Origin of the sequence: Pseudonocardia thermophila (genome assembly GCF_900142365.1) — a bacterium.
GTDB lineage: Bacteria > Actinomycetota > Actinomycetes > Mycobacteriales > Pseudonocardiaceae > Pseudonocardia > Pseudonocardia thermophila.
Window position 1 is genome coordinate 29391 of the sequence record NZ_FRAP01000013.1, and the last position, 17406, is coordinate 46796.

The following is a 17406-nucleotide window of genomic DNA, read 5'->3' on the forward strand; positions in this document are numbered from 1 at the left end:
GGGACTCAGGCCACACGCAGGGTGGTGGTCACGGGGGTCGGGTTGCGGAACAGGTCCAGCACCGGGCAGTGCGCGTCCACGGTGGCGGCGAGCTCGCGGTAGCGCTCCTCCCCCGCCGGGCCGGACAGCGTGACGACGACGCGGACCTCGCCGAAACCGGGCCGCACCGAGTCGTCGGCGCCGAAGAAGCCGCGCACGTCGAGATCGCCCTCGACGTCGATCGTGATGTCGTCGAGGGGGATGCCCAGCTCGGCAGCCCAGAAGCGGTAGGTGACGACCTGGCAGGACAGCAGCCCGGCCAGCGCGGTCTCGACGGGGTTGGGAGCGGCGTCCTCACCGCCGAGCGCCGGCGGCTCGTCGACGAGGAGGCTGTGGCCGTTGATCCGGACGTGCGTGCGGACGCCCTCGCCGCCGGTGCCGTTCACGCGGAACACGACGTGGCCCTTGGCGGGGTCGTCGGTCACGGCGGTCGTGGTGGCGGAGACGATCGCGCGCAGGGCCTCGTCACGGGTCGGGGCAGCAGAAGACATGAGAAGACTCCGGGTGGTCGATGAGTACGGGTGTCGGGTGCTGGGTCGGGATGATCAGCGGGAACCCGGACACGCGCAGCTGGCGACCAGTGCGAAGTCGACGTGCCGGCGGCGCACGAGCAGGAGGATCGGAACCGGCACCCCTCAGTCGTAACGCATCGGCGAGCGCCGGGCAAGGGGGGCCGCCCGATCTAGAGGTGTTCGCGGAAGAACGTCACGATCCGCCGGTGCGCGTCCTGTGCGCTCGGCTCGTGGTACTCCGCGCGCAGCGGCGACCGCTTCGCCAGCTCGCCCATGAGCCCCGGGGTCCGCGTGTAGAACGAGTGCCCGGCGTCCGGGTAGACCTCGACGTCGTGCGGCACGCCGAGCGCGGTGAGCTGGGCGGAGAGCTTCTCCGGCACCCCGCGGGTCAGGCGGTCCCGGCCGCCGTAGCTCGCCACGACCGGGCAGGCGCGCGGCACGTCCACCGCGGTGCTGTAGAACGGCGCGCTCACCTTGTAGAGGCCGGTGCGGGCGAGCAGCAGCGCGAAGCTGCCGCCCATGCAGAAGCCGATGGTGCCGATCCGGTCCGCGTCGATCTGCGGCCTGGCGGCGAACCAGCGGCGAGCGGCCTCCAGGTCGTCGAGGGCCTGGCCGCGCCCGGTGAAGACGGTGCGCAGCACCCGGGCCACGCAGAGCGGGCGCACAAGACCGCGGGCGAACAGGTCGGGGATGACCGTGGCGTAGCCGTCGGCGGCGAGATCGCGGGCCACCCGCTTCATCTCGTCCGTCATCCCGAACGCTTCGTAGATCATCACCAGGCCCGGGAAGGGACCCTCGCCGTCGGGCAGCGTGAACACCCCGGGCAGTGTGGTGTTCCCCGCCGGGAAGCGGATCTCGGTCTGCACGCCGGGGACGGTAGCCGACCTGGTCAGCGGCCGGGGAGCCGCACGAGTCCCTCTTGGACGGTCGTGGCGATGAGGGTGCCGTCTCGGGTGGTGAACTTCCCGGTGGCCAGGCCGCGCGAACCGGACGCCGTGGGCGAGTAGCAGGTGTAGAGGAACCACTCGTCGGCGCGGAACGGTCGGTGGAACCACATGGCGTGATCGAGGCTGGCCATCTGCACGGTGTCCGGCACGTTCCCGTGCCGGGCCAGCACCGACCCGAGCAGGGTCAGGTCGCTTGCGAAGGTCAGCAGGCACACGTGCAGCAGCGGGTTGTCGGGCAGCGTCCCGTCGGCGCGCATCCAGACGTGCACGGGCTCATCCGACCCCGGGCGCTCGGCGCGGGTGATCGTCGGGTCGTCGACGAACCGGATGTCGATCGGCCGTTCGGCCTTGCCCATCCAGCTGACGTCGGCCCCCGCGAGCACGCGCTGCCCGAGGTCCATCAGCGACTCGGGTTCGGGCACGCCCTGCGGCGGCGGCTCGGTGTGCTCCAGCCCCTCCTGCGGCAGCTGGAACGACGCCGCCAGGGAGAAGATCGCCTCGCCGTGCTGGATGGCCAGCACCCGACGGGTGGTGAACGAGCGCCCGTCGCGCACTCGTTCGGTCTCGTAGATGATCGGCACGCTGGGGTCGCCGGGCCGGATGAAGTAGGCGTGCAGCGAGTGCACCATCCGGTCCGGAGGGACGGTGCGTCCAGCCGCCACCAGCGCCTGGCCCGCCACCTGCCCGCCGAACACCCGCACCGGGCTGTGCGCCGGGCTGTATCCGCGGAAGAGGTTGACCTCCAGCCGCTCCAGGTCGAGCAGGCGCACGAGGCGGTCCAGCGCGTACTGCCCGCGCGGCACACCGTCGACCGCGAGGTACTCGGGGGGCACGGAGTCGGTCACGTCGATCAGTCTGACAGCCGCACGAGAACGCCGGCCCCGCACCGAGGCGCTTCCGACACGACGCAGCTGCACGAACACCCGACACACCGAACCCGCACCGATACGGATCAGCCAGGGGATGCGCATCCGACACGACGCAGCTGCACGAACACCCGACACACCGAACCCGCACCGATACGGATCAGCCAGGGGATGCGCATCCGACACGACGCAGCTGCACGAACACCCGACACACCGAACCCGCACCGATACGGATCAGCCAGGGGATGCGCATCCGACACGACGCAGCTGCACGAACACCCGACACACCGAACCCGCACCGATACGGATCAGCCAGGGGATGCGCATCCGACACGACGCAGCTGCACGAACACCCGACACACCGAACCCGCGCCGGTGCGGATCAGCCAGGGGATGCGCCACGTCGAGCGGCTGAACGAGCTGCGCACGCACCTGCACCAGGCCGGTTCGGGCTCCGTGAGCTGCTCGACGCACGCATCCCCGCCGACTCCCACCCGCGCTGCGCGCCGGCGGTTCAGGACGGGTTGGCGATGTGCGCGATCCGCCACCGTGTGTGTTCGACGCGACCGGCCTGGGGCCCGACCGGGTCGTGGAGGTCCGCCGCGGCGTCCTCGAGGAGATCGCAGGCCGATGCTGCGCCGCGGGCGGCAGGAGAGGACGGGCACGATGATCGACCGGCCCCGTCGCGCACTGTCACTCCCGGTCCGGCGCGGCCGGGGAGAGCGCTGCGAGCGGCTCCGCGCGGCCAGGTGATCAGAGGGCCAGGTGATCAGAGCCGGAGCAACCACTCCCGCTCGGTGAGCTCCGGGTGGCTCGGCAGTGGCTGGCTGCGGCCCGTCGGGGCGAACCCGGCCTTCGCGTAGGCGCGGGCCGCGGCGTCGTTGCCGTCCACGACCCACAGCTCCACCTCGGCCGCGCCCACCGAGCGGGCCCAGCCGAGCACCGCTGCGGCCAGCTCACCGGCCAGGCCGCGGCCGCGGTGATCGGGATGCACCCACATCGAGACCAGGTCGACCCGGCCGGGCACACCGGTCCACGACGGATGCCCGGCGGCCAGACCGACCTCACCCGCGGCGAACCACGCGCGGTCCGGGCCGAGGAGGGCCCGCCACTCGTCGTCGGAGAGCCTGATCTCGCGCGCGTAGGTGGACGCGAAGGCGGTCGGGGCGTTGCGCAGCGCGGCCAGCCGCAACCGGCGCAGCAGGGCCGTGTCGGCGACGGTCAGCCGGCGGACCCGGTTCTCGATCGGGAGCAGCTCAGCCGTGGTCGTCCTCGCCGAGCCGGTGCACGCGGATCAGGTTCGTCGAGCCGGCCGTGCCAGGCGGGCTACCGGCCACGATGACCACGAGATCTCCCGGCTGGAACCGGTCGAGGGCGAGCATGGCCTGGTCGACCTGGTCGACCATCGCGTCGGTCGAGTCGACGTAGGGCACCAGGAACGTCTCGACGCCCCAGGTCAGCGCCAGCTGGCTGCGCACCTCCGGAGCGGGGGTGAACGCCAGCAGGGGCAGCCGGGTGTGCAGTCGGGCGAGCCGGCGCACGGTGTCGCCGCTCTGGGTGAACGCCACGATCGCCCGGGCGGACAGGCGCTCGCCGATGTCGCGGGCGGCGTAGGAGATCACCCCGCGCTTGGTGCGCGGGACGTGGTTGAGCGCGGGCACCATGACCGGCCCGCTCTCCACGGCCTCCACGATCTGCGCCATCGTGCGCACGGCCTTGATCGGGTAGCGGCCGACGCCGGTCTCGCCGGAGAGCATCACCGCGTCGGCGCCGTCGAGCACGGCGTTGGCGACGTCGGAGGCCTCCGCGCGGGTGGGCCGCGAGTTGGTGATCATCGACTCGAGCATCTGCGTCGCGACGATCACCGGCTTGGCGTTCTCGCGAGCGATCTGGATGGCCCGCTTCTGCACCAGCGGCACGTGCTCCAGCGGGAGCTCGACGCCCAGGTCGCCGCGGGCGACCATGATGCCGTCGAAGGCCAGCACGATCGCCTCGAGGTTGTCGACGGCCTCCGGCTTCTCCAGCTTCGCGATCACCGGCAGCCGGGCGCCCTTGGCGTCCATGACCTTGTGGACGAGGTCGATGTCGGCGGGGCTGCGCACGAACGACAGCGCGACGAGATCGACCCGCAGGTCGAGCGCGAACTCCAGGTCGGCGATGTCCTTCTCGGACAGCGCCGGCACGGACACGTTCATGCCGGGCAGCGAGATGCCCTTGTTGTCGCTGACCGGTCCGCCCTCGGTGACCCGGCAGACGACGTCCATGCCTTCGACCTGGGTGACCCGCAGCGCCACTTTGCCGTCGTCGACGAGCAGGCGGTCGTCCGGCCGGGCGTCGTCGGCCAGCCCCTTGTAGGTGGTGGAGACGCGGTCGTGGGTGCCCATCACGTCGTCGACCGTGATCCGCACCTCCTCGCCGGTGCGCCACTCGACGGGGCCGTTGGCGAACCGGCCGAGCCGGATCTTGGGGCCCTGCAGGTCGGCGAGGATGCCGACCGCACGGCCCTGCTCGTCGGCGGCCTGCCGCACCAGTTCGTAGACCCGCTTGTGGTCCTCCCGGGTGCCGTGGCTGAAGTTGAGCCGGGCCACGTCCATACCGGCCTGGACCAGCTCGCGGATCCGCTCGGGCGACGCCGTGGCAGGCCCGATGGTGCAGACAATCTTTGTGCGACGGCTCACAGTGAGCCAGTCTAGACCTCCGTCTGGAACGATTAGGAAGCCGGGGCGCGCAAAGTCGGTCACACCCGCCGATCCACCCTCGCTCACCAGGGGTTTTCGGACGCGCCGTGAGCAACAGTGCACAGGTTGATCGATCTCTGGATCGATACAGACACCTGTTGAGCGCGACAAACGGCCCTTTCGTCCACTCGGAGTGCACGAAAGGGCCGTTCGTCGCCATCAGCGTCATCGGCGCTGAGGCAGGGTGCTGGGGCCCACGTGCTCCGTCAGCCAGTCGACCAGCGGGCGCAGCTCCCGCCACGTGCTCACCACCCGCTCCAGCGCACCCCGCTCATGGAGCACGTCATCCGGTGGCCAGCGCCGCCACCCGTACAGCCCCTTGTGACGCAACAGCTCGACCCGGGGATGGTCCGGCGCGATCCCCCGCGGCCGGGTCCTGAGCCGCTCTCCCCCGATCTCGATGCCCCTGCGCCGCAGCCTCGCGACCACGCGGGCCAGGTCGCCGCCGCGACGGTCCTCGGCGGCCGCGGTGCGGTACGCGGCCAGCTGGTCCGGGGCCATCCGGTAGTAGCCGCCCGCCGCCATCAGCCCGGCCGGCCCGATCTCGACGTAGAACCGGCCGGCCATCGCGCCGCAGTGCGTCTTGTACAGGGTCTTGTCGGCCGAGAACCGCACGTCGCGGTACGGGCGGAAGAGCTTCGTCGGCCCGAACTCGTCCTCCACCTCGGCGAGCAGCGCCTGCATCGGTGCCCGCACGTCCGACTCGTAGACGTGGCGGTGATCGGTCCAGTACGCCTTCGAGTTGTCGGCCTCCAGGCCGTCGTAGAAGTCGACCGCGGCCTCGCCGAACCCGGCGAAGCGCGTCACGACGAGCCGTCCCCCGCCTCCACCGCGCCCGCGCCCGGCGCGGAGTCCGACTCGCCCGGTCCAGTGGATTCCGCGGGCTCGCGCGCCGCAGCGGCGGCCTCGTGACCGGTGGCCTCCGGGTCGGTGGCCCCGGGGCCGTCCCCGCTCGCGTCGCCGTCGGCATCCCGCTCTGCGTCGCCCTGCTCTGCGTCGTTCGCCGGTTCCTCGGCAGGCTCGTCGGCCCTCTCCCCGGCCGCCTCCCCGGACGGTTCTCCGGATCCCCCGGGCTCGCCGGCACCACCCCGACCCCCTGACGACGCGGACTCCGCCACCGCGGCGCCGACCGTCACCGCCCCGGCCGCCACGGCCGCGGCCACCGGCGTCCGGGCCGGCACCGGCCGGCCCTCGGACAGCACCTCCCGGCCCTTCTTCGCCAGCACCACGTAGAACGCCGCCGCGACGAACACGATCGCCGCGACCACCACGTTGATCCGCAGGTCGCCCAGCACCCGGGTCGCGGGATCGGTGCGCATCTGCTCGATCACGAACCGGCCCGCCGTGTACCCGGCCACGTAGAGCGCGAACGCGCGGCCGTGGCCGAGCCGGAACCGCCGGTCCGCCCACACCACGATCCCCGCGACGATCAGGTCCCACAGCAGCTCGTACAGGAACGTGGGGTGCACGATCTCCACCGGGGTGAGATCGAGCGCGACCCCGCCCAGCGGATCCGGCGCACCGGTCACCGGGTCCACCCGCCGGTAGATCTCCAGCCCCCACGGCACCGTGGTGGGCGCGCCGTAGAGCTCCTGGTTGAACCAGTTGCCCAGCCGGCCGATCCCCTGCGCCACGACGATGCCGGGCGCGACGGCGTCGGCGAACGCGGGCAACGGGATGCCGCGTCGCCGGCACCCGATCCACGCACCGACCCCGCCGAGCGCGATCGCGCCCCAGATGCCGAGGCCGCCCTGCCAGATCTTCAGCGCGTCGACCGGGTTGCCGTTCGGGCCGAAGTAGGTCTGCCAGTCGGTGGCCACGTGGTAGAGCCGGCCACCGACCAGACCGAACGGCACCGCGAACACAGCGATGTCGATGACCTGGCCGCGGGCGCCGCCGCGGGCGGTCCAGCGGCGCTCACCCCACAGCACCGCAACGACGATGCCGGCGATGATGCACAGGGCGTAGGCCCGGATCGGCAGCGGCCCGATGTACCAGACCCCGCGATCAGGGCTCGGCAGGTACGCCAGGACGGTGGTCGCGACGGCGGTGCTCACGGCGTCACGCTATCGCCCCGGCCCAGTACTGCCGCGCAACCCCGTCGAGAACGAACCCGTGGTGATCAAAAAGCCCTGTTGATCACCACAACGTCGTTCTCGACGCGCTACCGGTCGCGCACCCCAGCCGCGAGATCCGCCGCCAGCGCCCGGACCCGCGCGGGCCCCTGCGCCGCGGCCGTCACGAACGCCGAACCGACGATGACCCCGTCGGCGAACCCGGCCACCTCGGCCGCCTGCTCCCGCGACCGCACGCCCAGCCCGACGCCGATCGGCAGATCGGTGTGCGCCCGGGTCCGGGCGACCAACGCGGGCGCCGCCGACGCGACCGTGTCCCGCGCGCCGGTGACCCCCATCGTCGAGGCGGCGTAGACGAACCCGCGGCACGCCGCCACGGTCTTCGCGATCCGCTCCTCCGACGACGACGGCGCCACCAGGAAGATCCGGTCAAGCCCGTGCGCCTCGGAGGCGGCCAGCCACTCGTCGGCCTCCTCCGGGATGAGGTCCGGGGTGATCATCCCCAGTCCGCCCGCGTTCGCCAGGTCCCGCGCGAACGCGTCCACCCCGTAGCGCAGCACCGGGTTGAAGTACGTCATCACCACCGCCGGGCACCCGGCTGCAGTCACCCGCTCCACCACGGAGAACACGTCCCGCAGCCGCGTACCCGCGCGCAGCGCCACGTCCGTGGCACCGGCGACCGTCGGACCGTCGATGACCGGATCGGAGTACGGAACCCCGACCTCGAGCATGTCGCAGCCGCCATCGACCAGCGCCTTCAGCAGCTCGACCGACTCGTCGACGGTCGGGAACCCGGCCGGGAGGTAGCCGATCAGGGCACCTCGCTCGTCCGCCTTCGCCTTGGCGAACACCTCGGCGACGCTCACTCGTGCCCCCCTGCCGTGCCGTCGCTCGGGGCCGCGAGCGACCCTGCTGCCTCATCGCTCGGGCCCGCGAGCGACCCTGCGGCCTCATCGCTCGGGCCCGCGGGCGACCCTTCGGCGATCCGAGTACCGCTCGCCTCCGCCGCGCTCTCGCCCTCGCCGATCATGCCGAACCACCGCGCCGCGGTGTCCACGTCCTTGTCTCCGCGGCCGGACAGGTTCACCAGGATCACCGCGTCCGGACCCAGCTCGCGGCCCAGCCGCAGCGCACCGGCGACCGCGTGCGCCGACTCGATCGCCGGGATGATCCCCTCAGTGCGCGACAGCAGCGCGAACGCCTCCATCGCCTCGGCGTCCGTGACCGGCTCGTACGTGGCCCGACCGAGGTCCTTCAGCAGCGCGTGCTCCGGCCCGACGCCCGGGTAGTCCAGCCCAGCGGAGATCGAGTACGACTCCTTGGTCTGGCCGTCCTCGTCCTGCAGCAGGTACGACAGCGCCCCGTGCAGCGCGCCCGGGGAACCCTCGCTGAGCGTGGCCCCGTGCCGGCCGGTCGCCACCCCCTCGCCGCCGGGCTCGAAGCCGACCAGCCGCACCGACGGATCGTCGAGGAACGCGTGGAAGATCCCGATCGCGTTCGAGCCCCCGCCGACGCAGGCCGCGACCGCGTCCGGCAGCCGCCCGACCCGATCGAGGACCTGCTCGCGCGCCTCCAGCCCGATGATGCGGTGGAAGTCGCGCACCATCGTCGGGAACGGGTGCGGCCCGGCGACCGTACCGAGCACGTAGTGGGTGGTGTCGACGTTGGTGACCCAGTCGCGCAGCGCCTCGTTGATCGCGTCCTTGAGCGTGCGCGAACCGGTCTTCACCGGGATCACGGTGGCGCCGAGCAGCCGCATACGGGCGACGTTGAGCGCCTGCCGCTCGGTGTCGACCTCGCCCATGTAGATGACGCACTCCAGGTCGAGCAGCGCGCACGCGGTCGCGGTGGCGACCCCGTGCTGGCCCGCCCCGGTCTCGGCGATCACCCGGGTCTTGCCCATGCGCTTGGTCAGCAGAGCCTGGCCCAGCACATTGTTGATCTTGTGCGAGCCGGTGTGGTTGAGGTCCTCGCGCTTGAGCAGGATCCGCGCGCCACCGGCGTGCTCCCCCAGCTTCCAGGCGTCCGTGAGCGGCGACGGCCGGCCGGTGTAGTCGCGGTGCAGCCGGTCGAGCTCGTCGAGGAACTCGCGGTCCCCGCGGATCTTGTCGTAGACGACGCTGAGCTCGTCGAGCGCGGCGATCAGCGCCTCCGGCACGAACCGCCCGCCGTAGCGGCCGAAGTGGCCGCGCTCATCGGGTTCGTGCCCGGACGGTGTGCGGATGCCGTCGCTGGCCTTGCTGGTGGGGACGATGGACGTCACCGGGCTATTCTGCTGCACGACGGGTGGAAGCCCGCGGCCACCAGCGATCGCACCGCCGCACGCGGGTCCCCGCTGGTCACCAGGCCCTCGCCGACGAGCACCGCGTCGGCGCCCCAGCCGGCGTAGGTGAGCAGGTCACCGGGCCCGCGCACACCCGACTCGGCGACGCGGATGACGTCCGACGGCAAGCCGGGCGCGATCCGGCCGAAGATCGACCGGTCCACCTCCAGCGTGTGCAGGTTGCGCGCGTTGACGCCGATCACCTTGGCGCCCGCCTCGAGCGCCCGGTCGGCCTCGTCCTCGGTGTGCACCTCGACCAGCGCGGTCATCCCGAGCGACTCGACCCGGTCGAGCAGCGCGTCGAGCACGTTCTGCTCCAGCGCCGCGACGATCAGCAGCACCACGTCGGCACCGTAGGCACGGGCCTCGTGCACCTGGTACGGCGAGATGATGAAGTCCTTGCGCAGGATCGGCACGTCGACCCGGGCACGCACCGCCGCGAGGTCGGCCAGCGAGCCGCCGAAGTAGCGCTGCTCGGTGAGCACGCTGATCATCCGGGCACCGCCCTCGGCGTACGCCTCGGCGAGCTCCGCGGGATCCTCGATGGGGGCCAGCGCGCCCTTGGAGGGGCTGCGCCGCTTCACCTCCGCGATCACCCCGATCCCGGGCTCGTGCAGCCGGGCCAACGCGTCGATCGGCGGAGGCGCCTTCTGGGCGCGACGCTTGATCTCGGCGAAGTCCACCTCGGACTCGCGCACCGCGAGGTCGGCCCGGACGCCCTGCACGATGGAGTCGAGGACGCTGCCGCCGCGCTGGTCCATGCGGTCCTGCTCCTCTCGGCCGGCGCTGGGATGGATCCCATGCTAGACATCCCCGTTCGCCCGCCTGCTCCCAGGTCGGGCCGGGCGTACAGGGTCGTTCAGGTGAAGTGGGGTGCGCCACCCGCACCGAGCGCGACGCCGATCTCCGGCAGCCGCTCCCCCGCCCGGGCGGCGTCGATCCGGGTGCCGCCGGGGAACGTCCGCAGGCCCTCGTGCACCGCGCACGGGCAGTCCTCGCGCAGCGGATCCGGGCAGTCGGCGAGGGCGCCGCGCAGCCGCGCCGCGTCGTCGGCGGGCACGGTCGCGGCGACCACGGCGGTGGCGCTGCGGTGTCTGGCCTCCCCGGTTCCACAGGCCGGGCAGATCCCGACCAGCACGGAGTCGTCGCCGGTCGCGGCCGCGAACACCGGCTCGACGACCGCGTTGCCGCAGTTCCGGCAGGGTCCCGGTGGGTCGGGCGCCGTCGTGGGATCGAGGCCGGCGTCGAGGGCGTCCCAGGCGGCCCGGTCGGGATCCGCCGCCGTCCCGGCCGTGCGGGAGTAGCGCGCGCCGAAGCGGGCCAGCCCCGGCTCACGGACGGCGACCAGTACGCCTGCGGCGACCAGCAGCAGCCCCCCGGCGAGCAGCACGAGCGCTCCCAGCGGAGCCGCCCCGAACTGCGCCGCGGCGGCCACCGCCACCCCGCACCCGGCGACGGCGAGGAGCCCGCCGACGATCCGCCGCAGCACACCCGCGGTGGCGACGATCCCGGCGATGCCGGCGAGCGCGAGCAGCGCCACCCCGCCCGTCCAGGACGGCGCATCCTCAGGCCGGTCGAGGGCTCCGCCGCCCCACAGCGCCACAGCCGCGAGCGCCAGCCCGGCGGCCGCGACCGCCAGCCGGCGCCCGGCACCGGGTGCCGGCCCCTCCGGGGTGCTCACCGCCGCGACGCCGGCGGCGGGGGTGTGATCGTGGCCGCGGTGGCGATGGCGGACAGCACCGCGCGCGCCTTGTTGAGGCACTCCCGGTCCTCGGCCTCCGGGTCGGAATCGGCGACGATCCCGCCGCCGGCCTGCACGTAGGCGACACCGCCCCGCACCAGCGCGGTGCGGATCGCGATCGCGGTGTCGGCGTCCCCGGCGAAGTCGAGGTAGCCCACCACGCCGCCGTAGAGGCCCCGGCGGGTGGGCTCGAGCTCGTCGATGATCTCCATCGCGCGCGGCTTCGGCGCACCGGACAGCGTGCCGGCCGGGAAGCAGGCGGTGACCGCGTCGAACGCGGTGCGCCCGGGCGCCAGCCGGCCCGTCACCGTGGACACCAGGTGCATGACGTGGCTGTAGCGCTCGACGGCGAAGAAGCTCGACACCTTCACCGTGCCCGGCGCGCACACCCGGCCGAGATCGTTGCGACCGAGATCGACGAGCATGACGTGCTCGGCGCGCTCCTTCTCGTCGGTGCGCAGGTCCTTCTCGAGGAGCTGGTCCTCCTCCTCGTCGGCGCCCCGCCAGCGGGTGCCGGCGATGGGGTGCGTGGTCGCCACCCCGTCCCGCACGGTGACCAGCGCCTCCGGGCTGGAGCCGACGATGTCGAACCGTTCCCCCGCCGCGGACTCCAGCCGCAGCAGGTACATGTACGGGCTCGGGTTGGTCGCGCGCAGCACCCGGTAGACGTCGAGCGGATCGGCCGGGCACGGCGTCTCGAACCGCTGCGAGACCACCACCTGGAACGCCTCGCCGGCGCGGATCTGCTCCTTGGCGGCCTCCACAGCGGCGTGGTGCTCCTCCGGGCTGCGGCGGCGCACGAACTGCGGCTCGACAGCCCGGTAGGTGGCGACGGTGGAGGGTGCGGGGGCGGCCAGCTCGGCGGTCATCCGGTCGAGCCGGCGCACGGCGTCGTCGTAGGCCTCGTCGACCCGCTCGTCGGTGTTGTCCCAGTTGATCGCGTTGGCGATCAGGGTGATGGAGCCCTCGTGGTGGTCGACGGCGGCCAGGTCGGTGGCCAGCAGCATCACCAGCTCGGGGATCCCCAGGTCGTCGACGGCGTGCTCGGGCAGCCGCTCCAGCCGTCGCACCACGTCGTAGCCGAGGTAGCCGACCATGCCGCCGGTGAGCGGCGGCAGCCCGGGCAGCGGCTCGCTGCGCAGCCACTCCAGGGTGGCGCGCAGGACGCCGAGCGGGTCCCCGTCCTGCGGAAGACCCACCGGCACCTCGCCGATCCAGCGCGCTTGCCCGTCGACCGCGGTCAGCGCGGCCGCTGAGCGGGCGCCGACGAACGACCACCGCGACCACGAGCGGCCGTTCTCCGCGGACTCCAGCAGGAACGTGCCCGGCCGGTCGCCGGCGAGCTTGCGGTAGACCCCCACCGGCGTCTCGTCGTCGGCGAGCAGGCGTCGCGTCACCGGGATCACCCGATGACCGGCGGCGAGCGCGCGGAACTCCTCGCGACCGGGCACGATCTCGCCCAGCGCGCCGGCCGGGGAGCTCACGGGGGCAACCATGGGCGCATTCTCTCAGGCGGCGTGTCCGGCGCGACCGCCGCGCGGCAGGATGGGCGGGTGAGCACCAGCCCGTCCGCCGCTCCGCGCCGCCGCGGGCGCCGACCCGGCGGTGCCGACACCCGCGGCGCCCTGCTCGAAGCGGCCCGCGCGGCGTTCGTCGAGCTCGGCTACGACGGCGCGACGGTGCGCGGCATCGCCGAGCGGGCCGGCGTCGACCCGGCCATGGTCAACCACTGGTTCGGCAGCAAGGAGAAGCTGTTCGTCGCGGCCATCCAGCTGCCCGTCGACCCGTCCGCGGTCCTCGAGCAGGTGGTGCCCGGCGACCCGGAGAAGCTCGGCGAACGCATCATCGGCGCGTTCCTCAGCGTGTGGGACGCCACCGGCGGCGGCCAGCTCGCCGCGCTCGTCCAGAGCATCACCAGTCACCAGGAGGCGGCCCAGATGCTGCGTGACCTCGTCTCGCGGGTGCTGGTCAAGCGGCTCATCGAGGCCGTCGCGCCGGACCGCACAGAGCTGCGGGCCAACCTCGTCGGCTCGCAGCTGATCGGGCTGGGCATGGCGCGGTACGTGGTGAAGCTGGAGCCGATCGCGTCGGCCGCGCCCGCGGAGCTGGTCCAGGCGATCGGGCCCACGATCCAGCGGTACGCCACCGGCGACATCGGGTAGGTCGCGTGCGCCGGGCGCTGGGGCTCGTGGCGCTGCTGGTGGTGGGCTGCGCCCCGACCGTTCCGGCACCTGGCGCCACGGGTTGAGGTCCGGGCTGAGGCAACGAACGGCCCTTTCGTCCACTCTGAGTGGATGAAAGGGCCGTTCGTTGCGCCCGGGGTGGGGCGGCCTGGCTGGCCCCGCGGACCACGGCGAGCCCCAGCGGAGCTCAAGGGACAGCGGCCCTGGGCGAGCCCAACCCCACCTCGGGATCACCGCACGCCGGAACCGCGGTGACCCGCACCTCCACGACGAGCTCGCCGAGCTCAGTCCAACGGCCGGCGCGGGTCGATGAACCCCGACTCGTACGCCGCGATCACGGCTTGCACCCGCCCGCGCGCACCGAGCTTCGCGATCACTGCAGCGACGTGGGCCTGCGCCTCCTCCACTCCGACCGCGAGCTCCCTCGCGACCTCGGCATCCGAGAGTCCGCGAGCCATCCACCGCAGCACCTCACCCTCGCGCGGGGTCAGCGCGGCAGCGCCGAGCCCGCCCTGTCGGCACCGACCCCGGACCGCGACGAGCTCGCGGACCGCTGCCGGGAACAGCACCGCCTCCCCGGCCGCGACCGTGCGCACCGCATGCACGACCTCCGCCGGTCCGGCTCGCTTGAGCAGGAACCCCGCAGCCCCGGCCTGCAGCGCGTCGTAGACGTCCCGGTCGTTGCCGAAGGCGGTGAGCACCAGCACGCGCGGCGGGTCCGGGACCGTTCGCAGGAGGTGGTGTGTGGCGCTCGTGCCGTCCGCCGCCCGCAGCCGGACGTCCAGCATCACCACATCCGGTTTGCCCGCGCACACCAGGGCGGGCACGTCGGCGTCGGCGTCGGCCTCGCCGACGACCTCGATGTCCGGCTCACGACCGAGGGCGCCGCGCAGGTCCACCCGCGCGGGCTCGTCGTCGACCAGGAGCACCCGCACCACGCTCAGGATGGTGGCAGAGGCCGGCCCCGGAGTGGCTCAGGACGCGGCGAGCAGCACGTTCGCGTCGAAGCAGGTGCGGTCGCCGGTGTGGCAGGCCGCACCGGTCTGGTCGACGGTCAGCAGCACGGTGTCACCGTCGCAGTCCAGCCGCACCTCGTGCACCCGCTGGACGTGCCCGGACGTCTCGCCCTTCACCCAGTACTCCTTGCGCGACCGCGACCAGTAGGTGGCGTAGCCGGTGGTGAGGGTGCGGTGCAGGGCCTCGTCGTCCATCCACGCCACCATCAGCACCTCGTTGGTGCCGCGCTGCTGGGCCACCGCGCACACCAGGCCGTCGGCGTCGCGCTTGAGCTTCGCGGCGATCGCCGGGTCCAGCCCCGTCATCTGATCTCCAGTCCTGCGTTCTTCATCGCCTGCTTGACCTCGCTGATGCGCAGGTCGCCGAAGTGGAACACGCTCGCGGCGAGCACCGCGTCGGCGCCCGCGGCGACGGCGGCCGGGAAGTCCTCGACCTTGCCGGCGCCGCCGCTGGCGATCACCGGGACCGTGACCGCCTTGCGCACCGCGGCGATCATGCGCAGGTCGAAGCCGTCTTTGGTGCCGTCGGCATCCATCGAGTTGAGCAGGATCTCGCCCACCCCGAGGTCCTGCCCGCGCTTGGCCCACTCGACGGCGTCGATGCCGGTGCCGCGCCGCCCGCCGTGCGTGGTGACCTCCCAGCCCGACGGCGTCGGCTTCTGCCCGGGCGGCACGGTGCGCGCGTCGACGGAGAGCACGATGCACTGGGAGCCGAACCGGCGCGCCGCCTCACCCAGCAGCTCGGGACGCAGCACGGCGGCGGTGTTGATGCCGACCTTGTCGGCGCCGGCGCGCAGCAGCCGGTCGACGTCCTCGACGGATCGGACCCCGCCGCCGACGGTGAGCGGGATGAACACCTGCTCCGCGGTGCGGCGGACCACGTCGAGCATGGTGGCGCGGTCGTCGGACGACGCGGTGACGTCCAGGAACGTCAGCTCGTCTGCCCCCTCGGCGTCGTAGCGGGCCGCCATCTCGACGGGATCACCTGCGTCGCGCAGGTCCGCGAAGTTGATCCCCTTGACCACCCGCCCGGCGTCGACGTCGAGACAGGGGATGACACGCACTGCGACCGGCACCTCGAAATCCTACGTCGAGCGCCGATCGCGCCGTCACGGCCGCCCGGTCAGCCCGCGCTGCGCTCGGCTCCCCGGCCGACCTCGGCGACGGCGGCCAGCGCCTCCGGCAGCGTGAACCGGCCCGCGTACAGCGCCTTGCCGACGATCGCGCCCTCGAGGTTGACACCGTCAGCGGCCAGCCGGGCCAGCTGCACCAGGTCGTCGAGGGACGAGACCCCACCGGACGCGATCACTGGTGCCTTCGTCGCGGAGGCCACCTCACGCAGGAAATCGATGTTCGGGCCGTTCAGCATGCCGTCACGGCCGACGTCGGTGACGACGTAGCGGGCGCAGCCGTCCCGGTCGAGCCGCTCCAGTGCCTCCCAGAAGTCGCCGCCGTCCTTCGTCCATCCGCGCGCGGCCAGCCGCGGGCCCTTCTCGCCGATCTTCGCATCCAGCCCGATCGCGACCCGCTCGCCGTAGCGGGCGATCACCGATCGGCACCACTGCGGGTTCTCGACGGCCGCGGTACCGATGTTGACCCGCGCGCACCCGGTGGACAGCGCACGCTCCAGCGACTCGTCGTCGCGGATGCCGCCGGACAGCTCCACCTGCACGTCCAACCGTCCGACCACCTCGGCGAGCAGCTCGGCGTTGCTGCCGCGGCCGAACGCGGCGTCGAGGTCGACGAGGTGCACCCACTCTGCGCCGCCCTCCTGCCAGGCGAGCGCGGCGGCCAGGGGGTCACCGTAGGAGGTCTCAGTGCCGGCCTCGCCCTGGACGAGGCGGACGGCGGCGCCGTCGGCCACGTCGACGGCGGGCAGGAGCGTGAACGTCACGCGTCGGAGGGTACCCAGCGGGGTCCGGTCACCCGGACGCGACCGGGTCACCGTCCGTCCCGTCGACGGTGCTGACCTCAGCGCTGCTCGCGGCGCCGCTCGCCGTGCTGTTCTCGGGCTGGGCCCGGCGCGCTGCCCAGACCAGCCCGATCACCAGCCCGCCGACGATCAGCAGCACCCAGACCCACCAGGGCAGGCGGCCGATCAGCGCGGTGATCACCCCGGCGAGCGCGGCACCGACCGCCGTGCCCAGCGTGCTCGCGGTGGACGTGCGCCGCCGCGTCGTGCTGCGCGGCGTCGTCGAGGTCCGGCGGGTGGTGGTCCGGCGGGTGGTGGTACGGCGGCGCGGGGACGAGCGGCCGGTGGTGGTGCGCCGGCGCTTCGTGGTCATGCCCCGACGATGTCCTGCAGCCAGTTGCGCAGCACCTGCGCCCCGGCGTCACCGGACTTCTCCGGGTGGAACTGCGTGGCCGCGAGCGCGCCGTTCTCGACGGCGGCGACGAAGTCCTCGCCGTGGTGCGCCCACGTCACCACCGGCGGGCGGATCGGCGAGTTCCCCGGGTGCTCGCTGTCGGGCAGCTCCCAGTGCCGCACGGCGAACGAGTGCACGAAGTAGAAGCGGGTGTCGGCGTCGAGCCCGGCGAACAGGGTGGACCCGACGGGTGCGCGGACGGTGTTCCACCCCATGTGCGGCAGCACGTCGGCCTTGAGCTGCTCCACCGTGCCGGGCCACTGGCCGCAGCCCTCGGTGCGCTCGCCCCACTCCACACCCTCGTCGAACATCACCTGCATGCCGACGCAGATGCCGAGCACGGGACGGCCACCGGCGAGGCGCCGGCCGATGATCCGCGGGCCGTCGACGGCCTTCAGCCCGGCCATGCACGCGGCGAATGCGCCCACCCCGGGCACCACGAGGCCGTCGGCATCCAGTGCGGCCTTGAAATCGGATGTGACGGTCACGTCGGCCCCGACGCGGCGCAGCGCCCGTTCGGCCGAGCGCAGGTTCCCCGACCCGTAGTCGAGGACGACGATGCGCGGCATGCAGCCAGGATACGGGGCGGCGCAGACCGAC

The 17406-nt window shown here is 73.1% G+C and carries 19 protein-coding genes; 1 reads left to right on the forward strand and 18 read right to left on the reverse strand.

The window, feature by feature from the left end; genetic code table 11:
• Positions 1-5: 5 nt before the first annotated feature.
• The 12 genes from BUE41_RS17110 to BUE41_RS17165 all read right to left on the reverse strand — a co-directional run bounded on the left by BUE41_RS17110 (position 6) and on the right by BUE41_RS17165 (position 12725).
• Positions 6-530, reverse strand: a complete 525-nt coding sequence (locus BUE41_RS17110) for an OsmC family protein (protein WP_073458130.1) — start codon at positions 528-530, stop codon at positions 6-8.
• Between the two features lie 191 nt (positions 531-721).
• On the reverse strand, positions 722-1417 hold the full coding sequence (locus BUE41_RS17115; protein WP_073458131.1) for a dienelactone hydrolase family protein: 696 nt from the start codon (positions 1415-1417) through the stop codon (positions 722-724).
• A gap of 23 nt (positions 1418-1440) precedes the next feature.
• Complete coding sequence (locus BUE41_RS17120; RefSeq protein WP_407691677.1) at positions 1441-2349, reverse strand: acyl-CoA thioesterase; 909 nt, start codon at positions 2347-2349, stop codon at positions 1441-1443.
• 784 nt (positions 2350-3133) lie between these two features.
• Positions 3134-3556, reverse strand: coding sequence for a GNAT family N-acetyltransferase (locus BUE41_RS17125; protein ID WP_200803970.1), 423 nt, complete (start codon positions 3554-3556; stop codon positions 3134-3136).
• 64 nt (positions 3557-3620) lie between these two features.
• Positions 3621-5042, reverse strand: a complete 1422-nt coding sequence (gene pyk, locus BUE41_RS17130; RefSeq protein ID WP_073458134.1) for a pyruvate kinase — start codon at positions 5040-5042, stop codon at positions 3621-3623.
• Positions 5043-5267: 225 nt separating this feature from the next.
• A complete protein-coding gene (locus tag BUE41_RS17135; RefSeq protein ID WP_073458135.1) occupies positions 5268-5909 on the reverse strand; it encodes a DUF2461 domain-containing protein in 642 nt (213 codons plus the stop codon).
• Positions 5906-7159, reverse strand: coding sequence for a prolipoprotein diacylglyceryl transferase (lgt, locus tag BUE41_RS17140; protein ID WP_084755255.1), 1254 nt, complete (start codon positions 7157-7159; stop codon positions 5906-5908). The genes BUE41_RS17135 and lgt overlap by 4 nt, the downstream gene beginning before the upstream one ends.
• Before the next feature lie 107 nt (positions 7160-7266).
• Positions 7267-8043, reverse strand: coding sequence for a tryptophan synthase subunit alpha (gene trpA, locus BUE41_RS17145; RefSeq protein WP_073458136.1), 777 nt, complete (start codon positions 8041-8043; stop codon positions 7267-7269).
• Positions 8040-9440, reverse strand: a complete 1401-nt coding sequence (trpB, locus tag BUE41_RS17150) for a tryptophan synthase subunit beta (protein WP_084755256.1) — start codon at positions 9438-9440, stop codon at positions 8040-8042. Before trpB ends, trpA begins: the two co-directional genes overlap by 4 nt.
• Positions 9437-10261, reverse strand: coding sequence for an indole-3-glycerol phosphate synthase TrpC (gene trpC, locus BUE41_RS17155; protein WP_073458137.1), 825 nt, complete (start codon positions 10259-10261; stop codon positions 9437-9439). Before trpC ends, trpB begins: the two co-directional genes overlap by 4 nt.
• Before the next feature lie 98 nt (positions 10262-10359).
• A complete protein-coding gene (locus BUE41_RS17160; RefSeq protein WP_073458138.1) occupies positions 10360-11181 on the reverse strand; it encodes a Trp biosynthesis-associated membrane protein in 822 nt (273 codons plus the stop codon).
• A complete protein-coding gene (locus BUE41_RS17165) occupies positions 11178-12725 on the reverse strand; it encodes an anthranilate synthase component I (protein ID WP_407691674.1) in 1548 nt (515 codons plus the stop codon). Before BUE41_RS17165 ends, BUE41_RS17160 begins: the two co-directional genes overlap by 4 nt.
• A 69-nt stretch (positions 12726-12794) precedes the next feature.
• On the opposite strand from BUE41_RS17165, the gene BUE41_RS17170 reads away from it, so the two are divergent.
• Positions 12795-13403, forward strand: coding sequence for a TetR/AcrR family transcriptional regulator (locus BUE41_RS17170; protein WP_073458140.1), 609 nt, complete (start codon positions 12795-12797; stop codon positions 13401-13403).
• A gap of 305 nt (positions 13404-13708) precedes the next feature.
• On the opposite strand, the gene BUE41_RS17175 is transcribed toward BUE41_RS17170, so the two are convergent.
• The 6 genes from BUE41_RS17175 to hisH are packed head-to-tail and all read right to left on the reverse strand — an operon-like array spanning position 13709 to position 17375.
• Positions 13709-14368, reverse strand: a complete 660-nt coding sequence (locus tag BUE41_RS17175) for a response regulator (RefSeq protein WP_200803977.1) — start codon at positions 14366-14368, stop codon at positions 13709-13711.
• A 30-nt stretch (positions 14369-14398) separates the two neighbouring features.
• Positions 14399-14746 (reverse strand): phosphoribosyl-AMP cyclohydrolase, encoded by a 348-nt coding sequence (hisI, locus tag BUE41_RS17180; RefSeq protein ID WP_073458142.1) that lies wholly within the window; start codon positions 14744-14746, stop codon positions 14399-14401.
• Complete coding sequence (gene hisF, locus BUE41_RS17185; protein WP_073458143.1) at positions 14743-15516, reverse strand: imidazole glycerol phosphate synthase subunit HisF; 774 nt, start codon at positions 15514-15516, stop codon at positions 14743-14745. The genes hisI and hisF overlap by 4 nt, the downstream gene beginning before the upstream one ends.
• A 47-nt stretch (positions 15517-15563) precedes the next feature.
• A complete protein-coding gene (gene priA, locus BUE41_RS17190) occupies positions 15564-16334 on the reverse strand; it encodes a bifunctional 1-(5-phosphoribosyl)-5-((5-phosphoribosylamino)methylideneamino)imidazole-4-carboxamide isomerase/phosphoribosylanthranilate isomerase PriA (protein ID WP_073458272.1) in 771 nt (256 codons plus the stop codon).
• Between the two features lie 28 nt (positions 16335-16362).
• A complete protein-coding gene (locus BUE41_RS17195) occupies positions 16363-16725 on the reverse strand; it encodes a hypothetical protein (RefSeq protein WP_073458144.1) in 363 nt (120 codons plus the stop codon).
• Positions 16722-17375, reverse strand: coding sequence for an imidazole glycerol phosphate synthase subunit HisH (hisH, locus tag BUE41_RS17200; protein WP_073458145.1), 654 nt, complete (start codon positions 17373-17375; stop codon positions 16722-16724). Before hisH ends, BUE41_RS17195 begins: the two co-directional genes overlap by 4 nt.
• Positions 17376-17406: the final 31 nt, after the last annotated feature.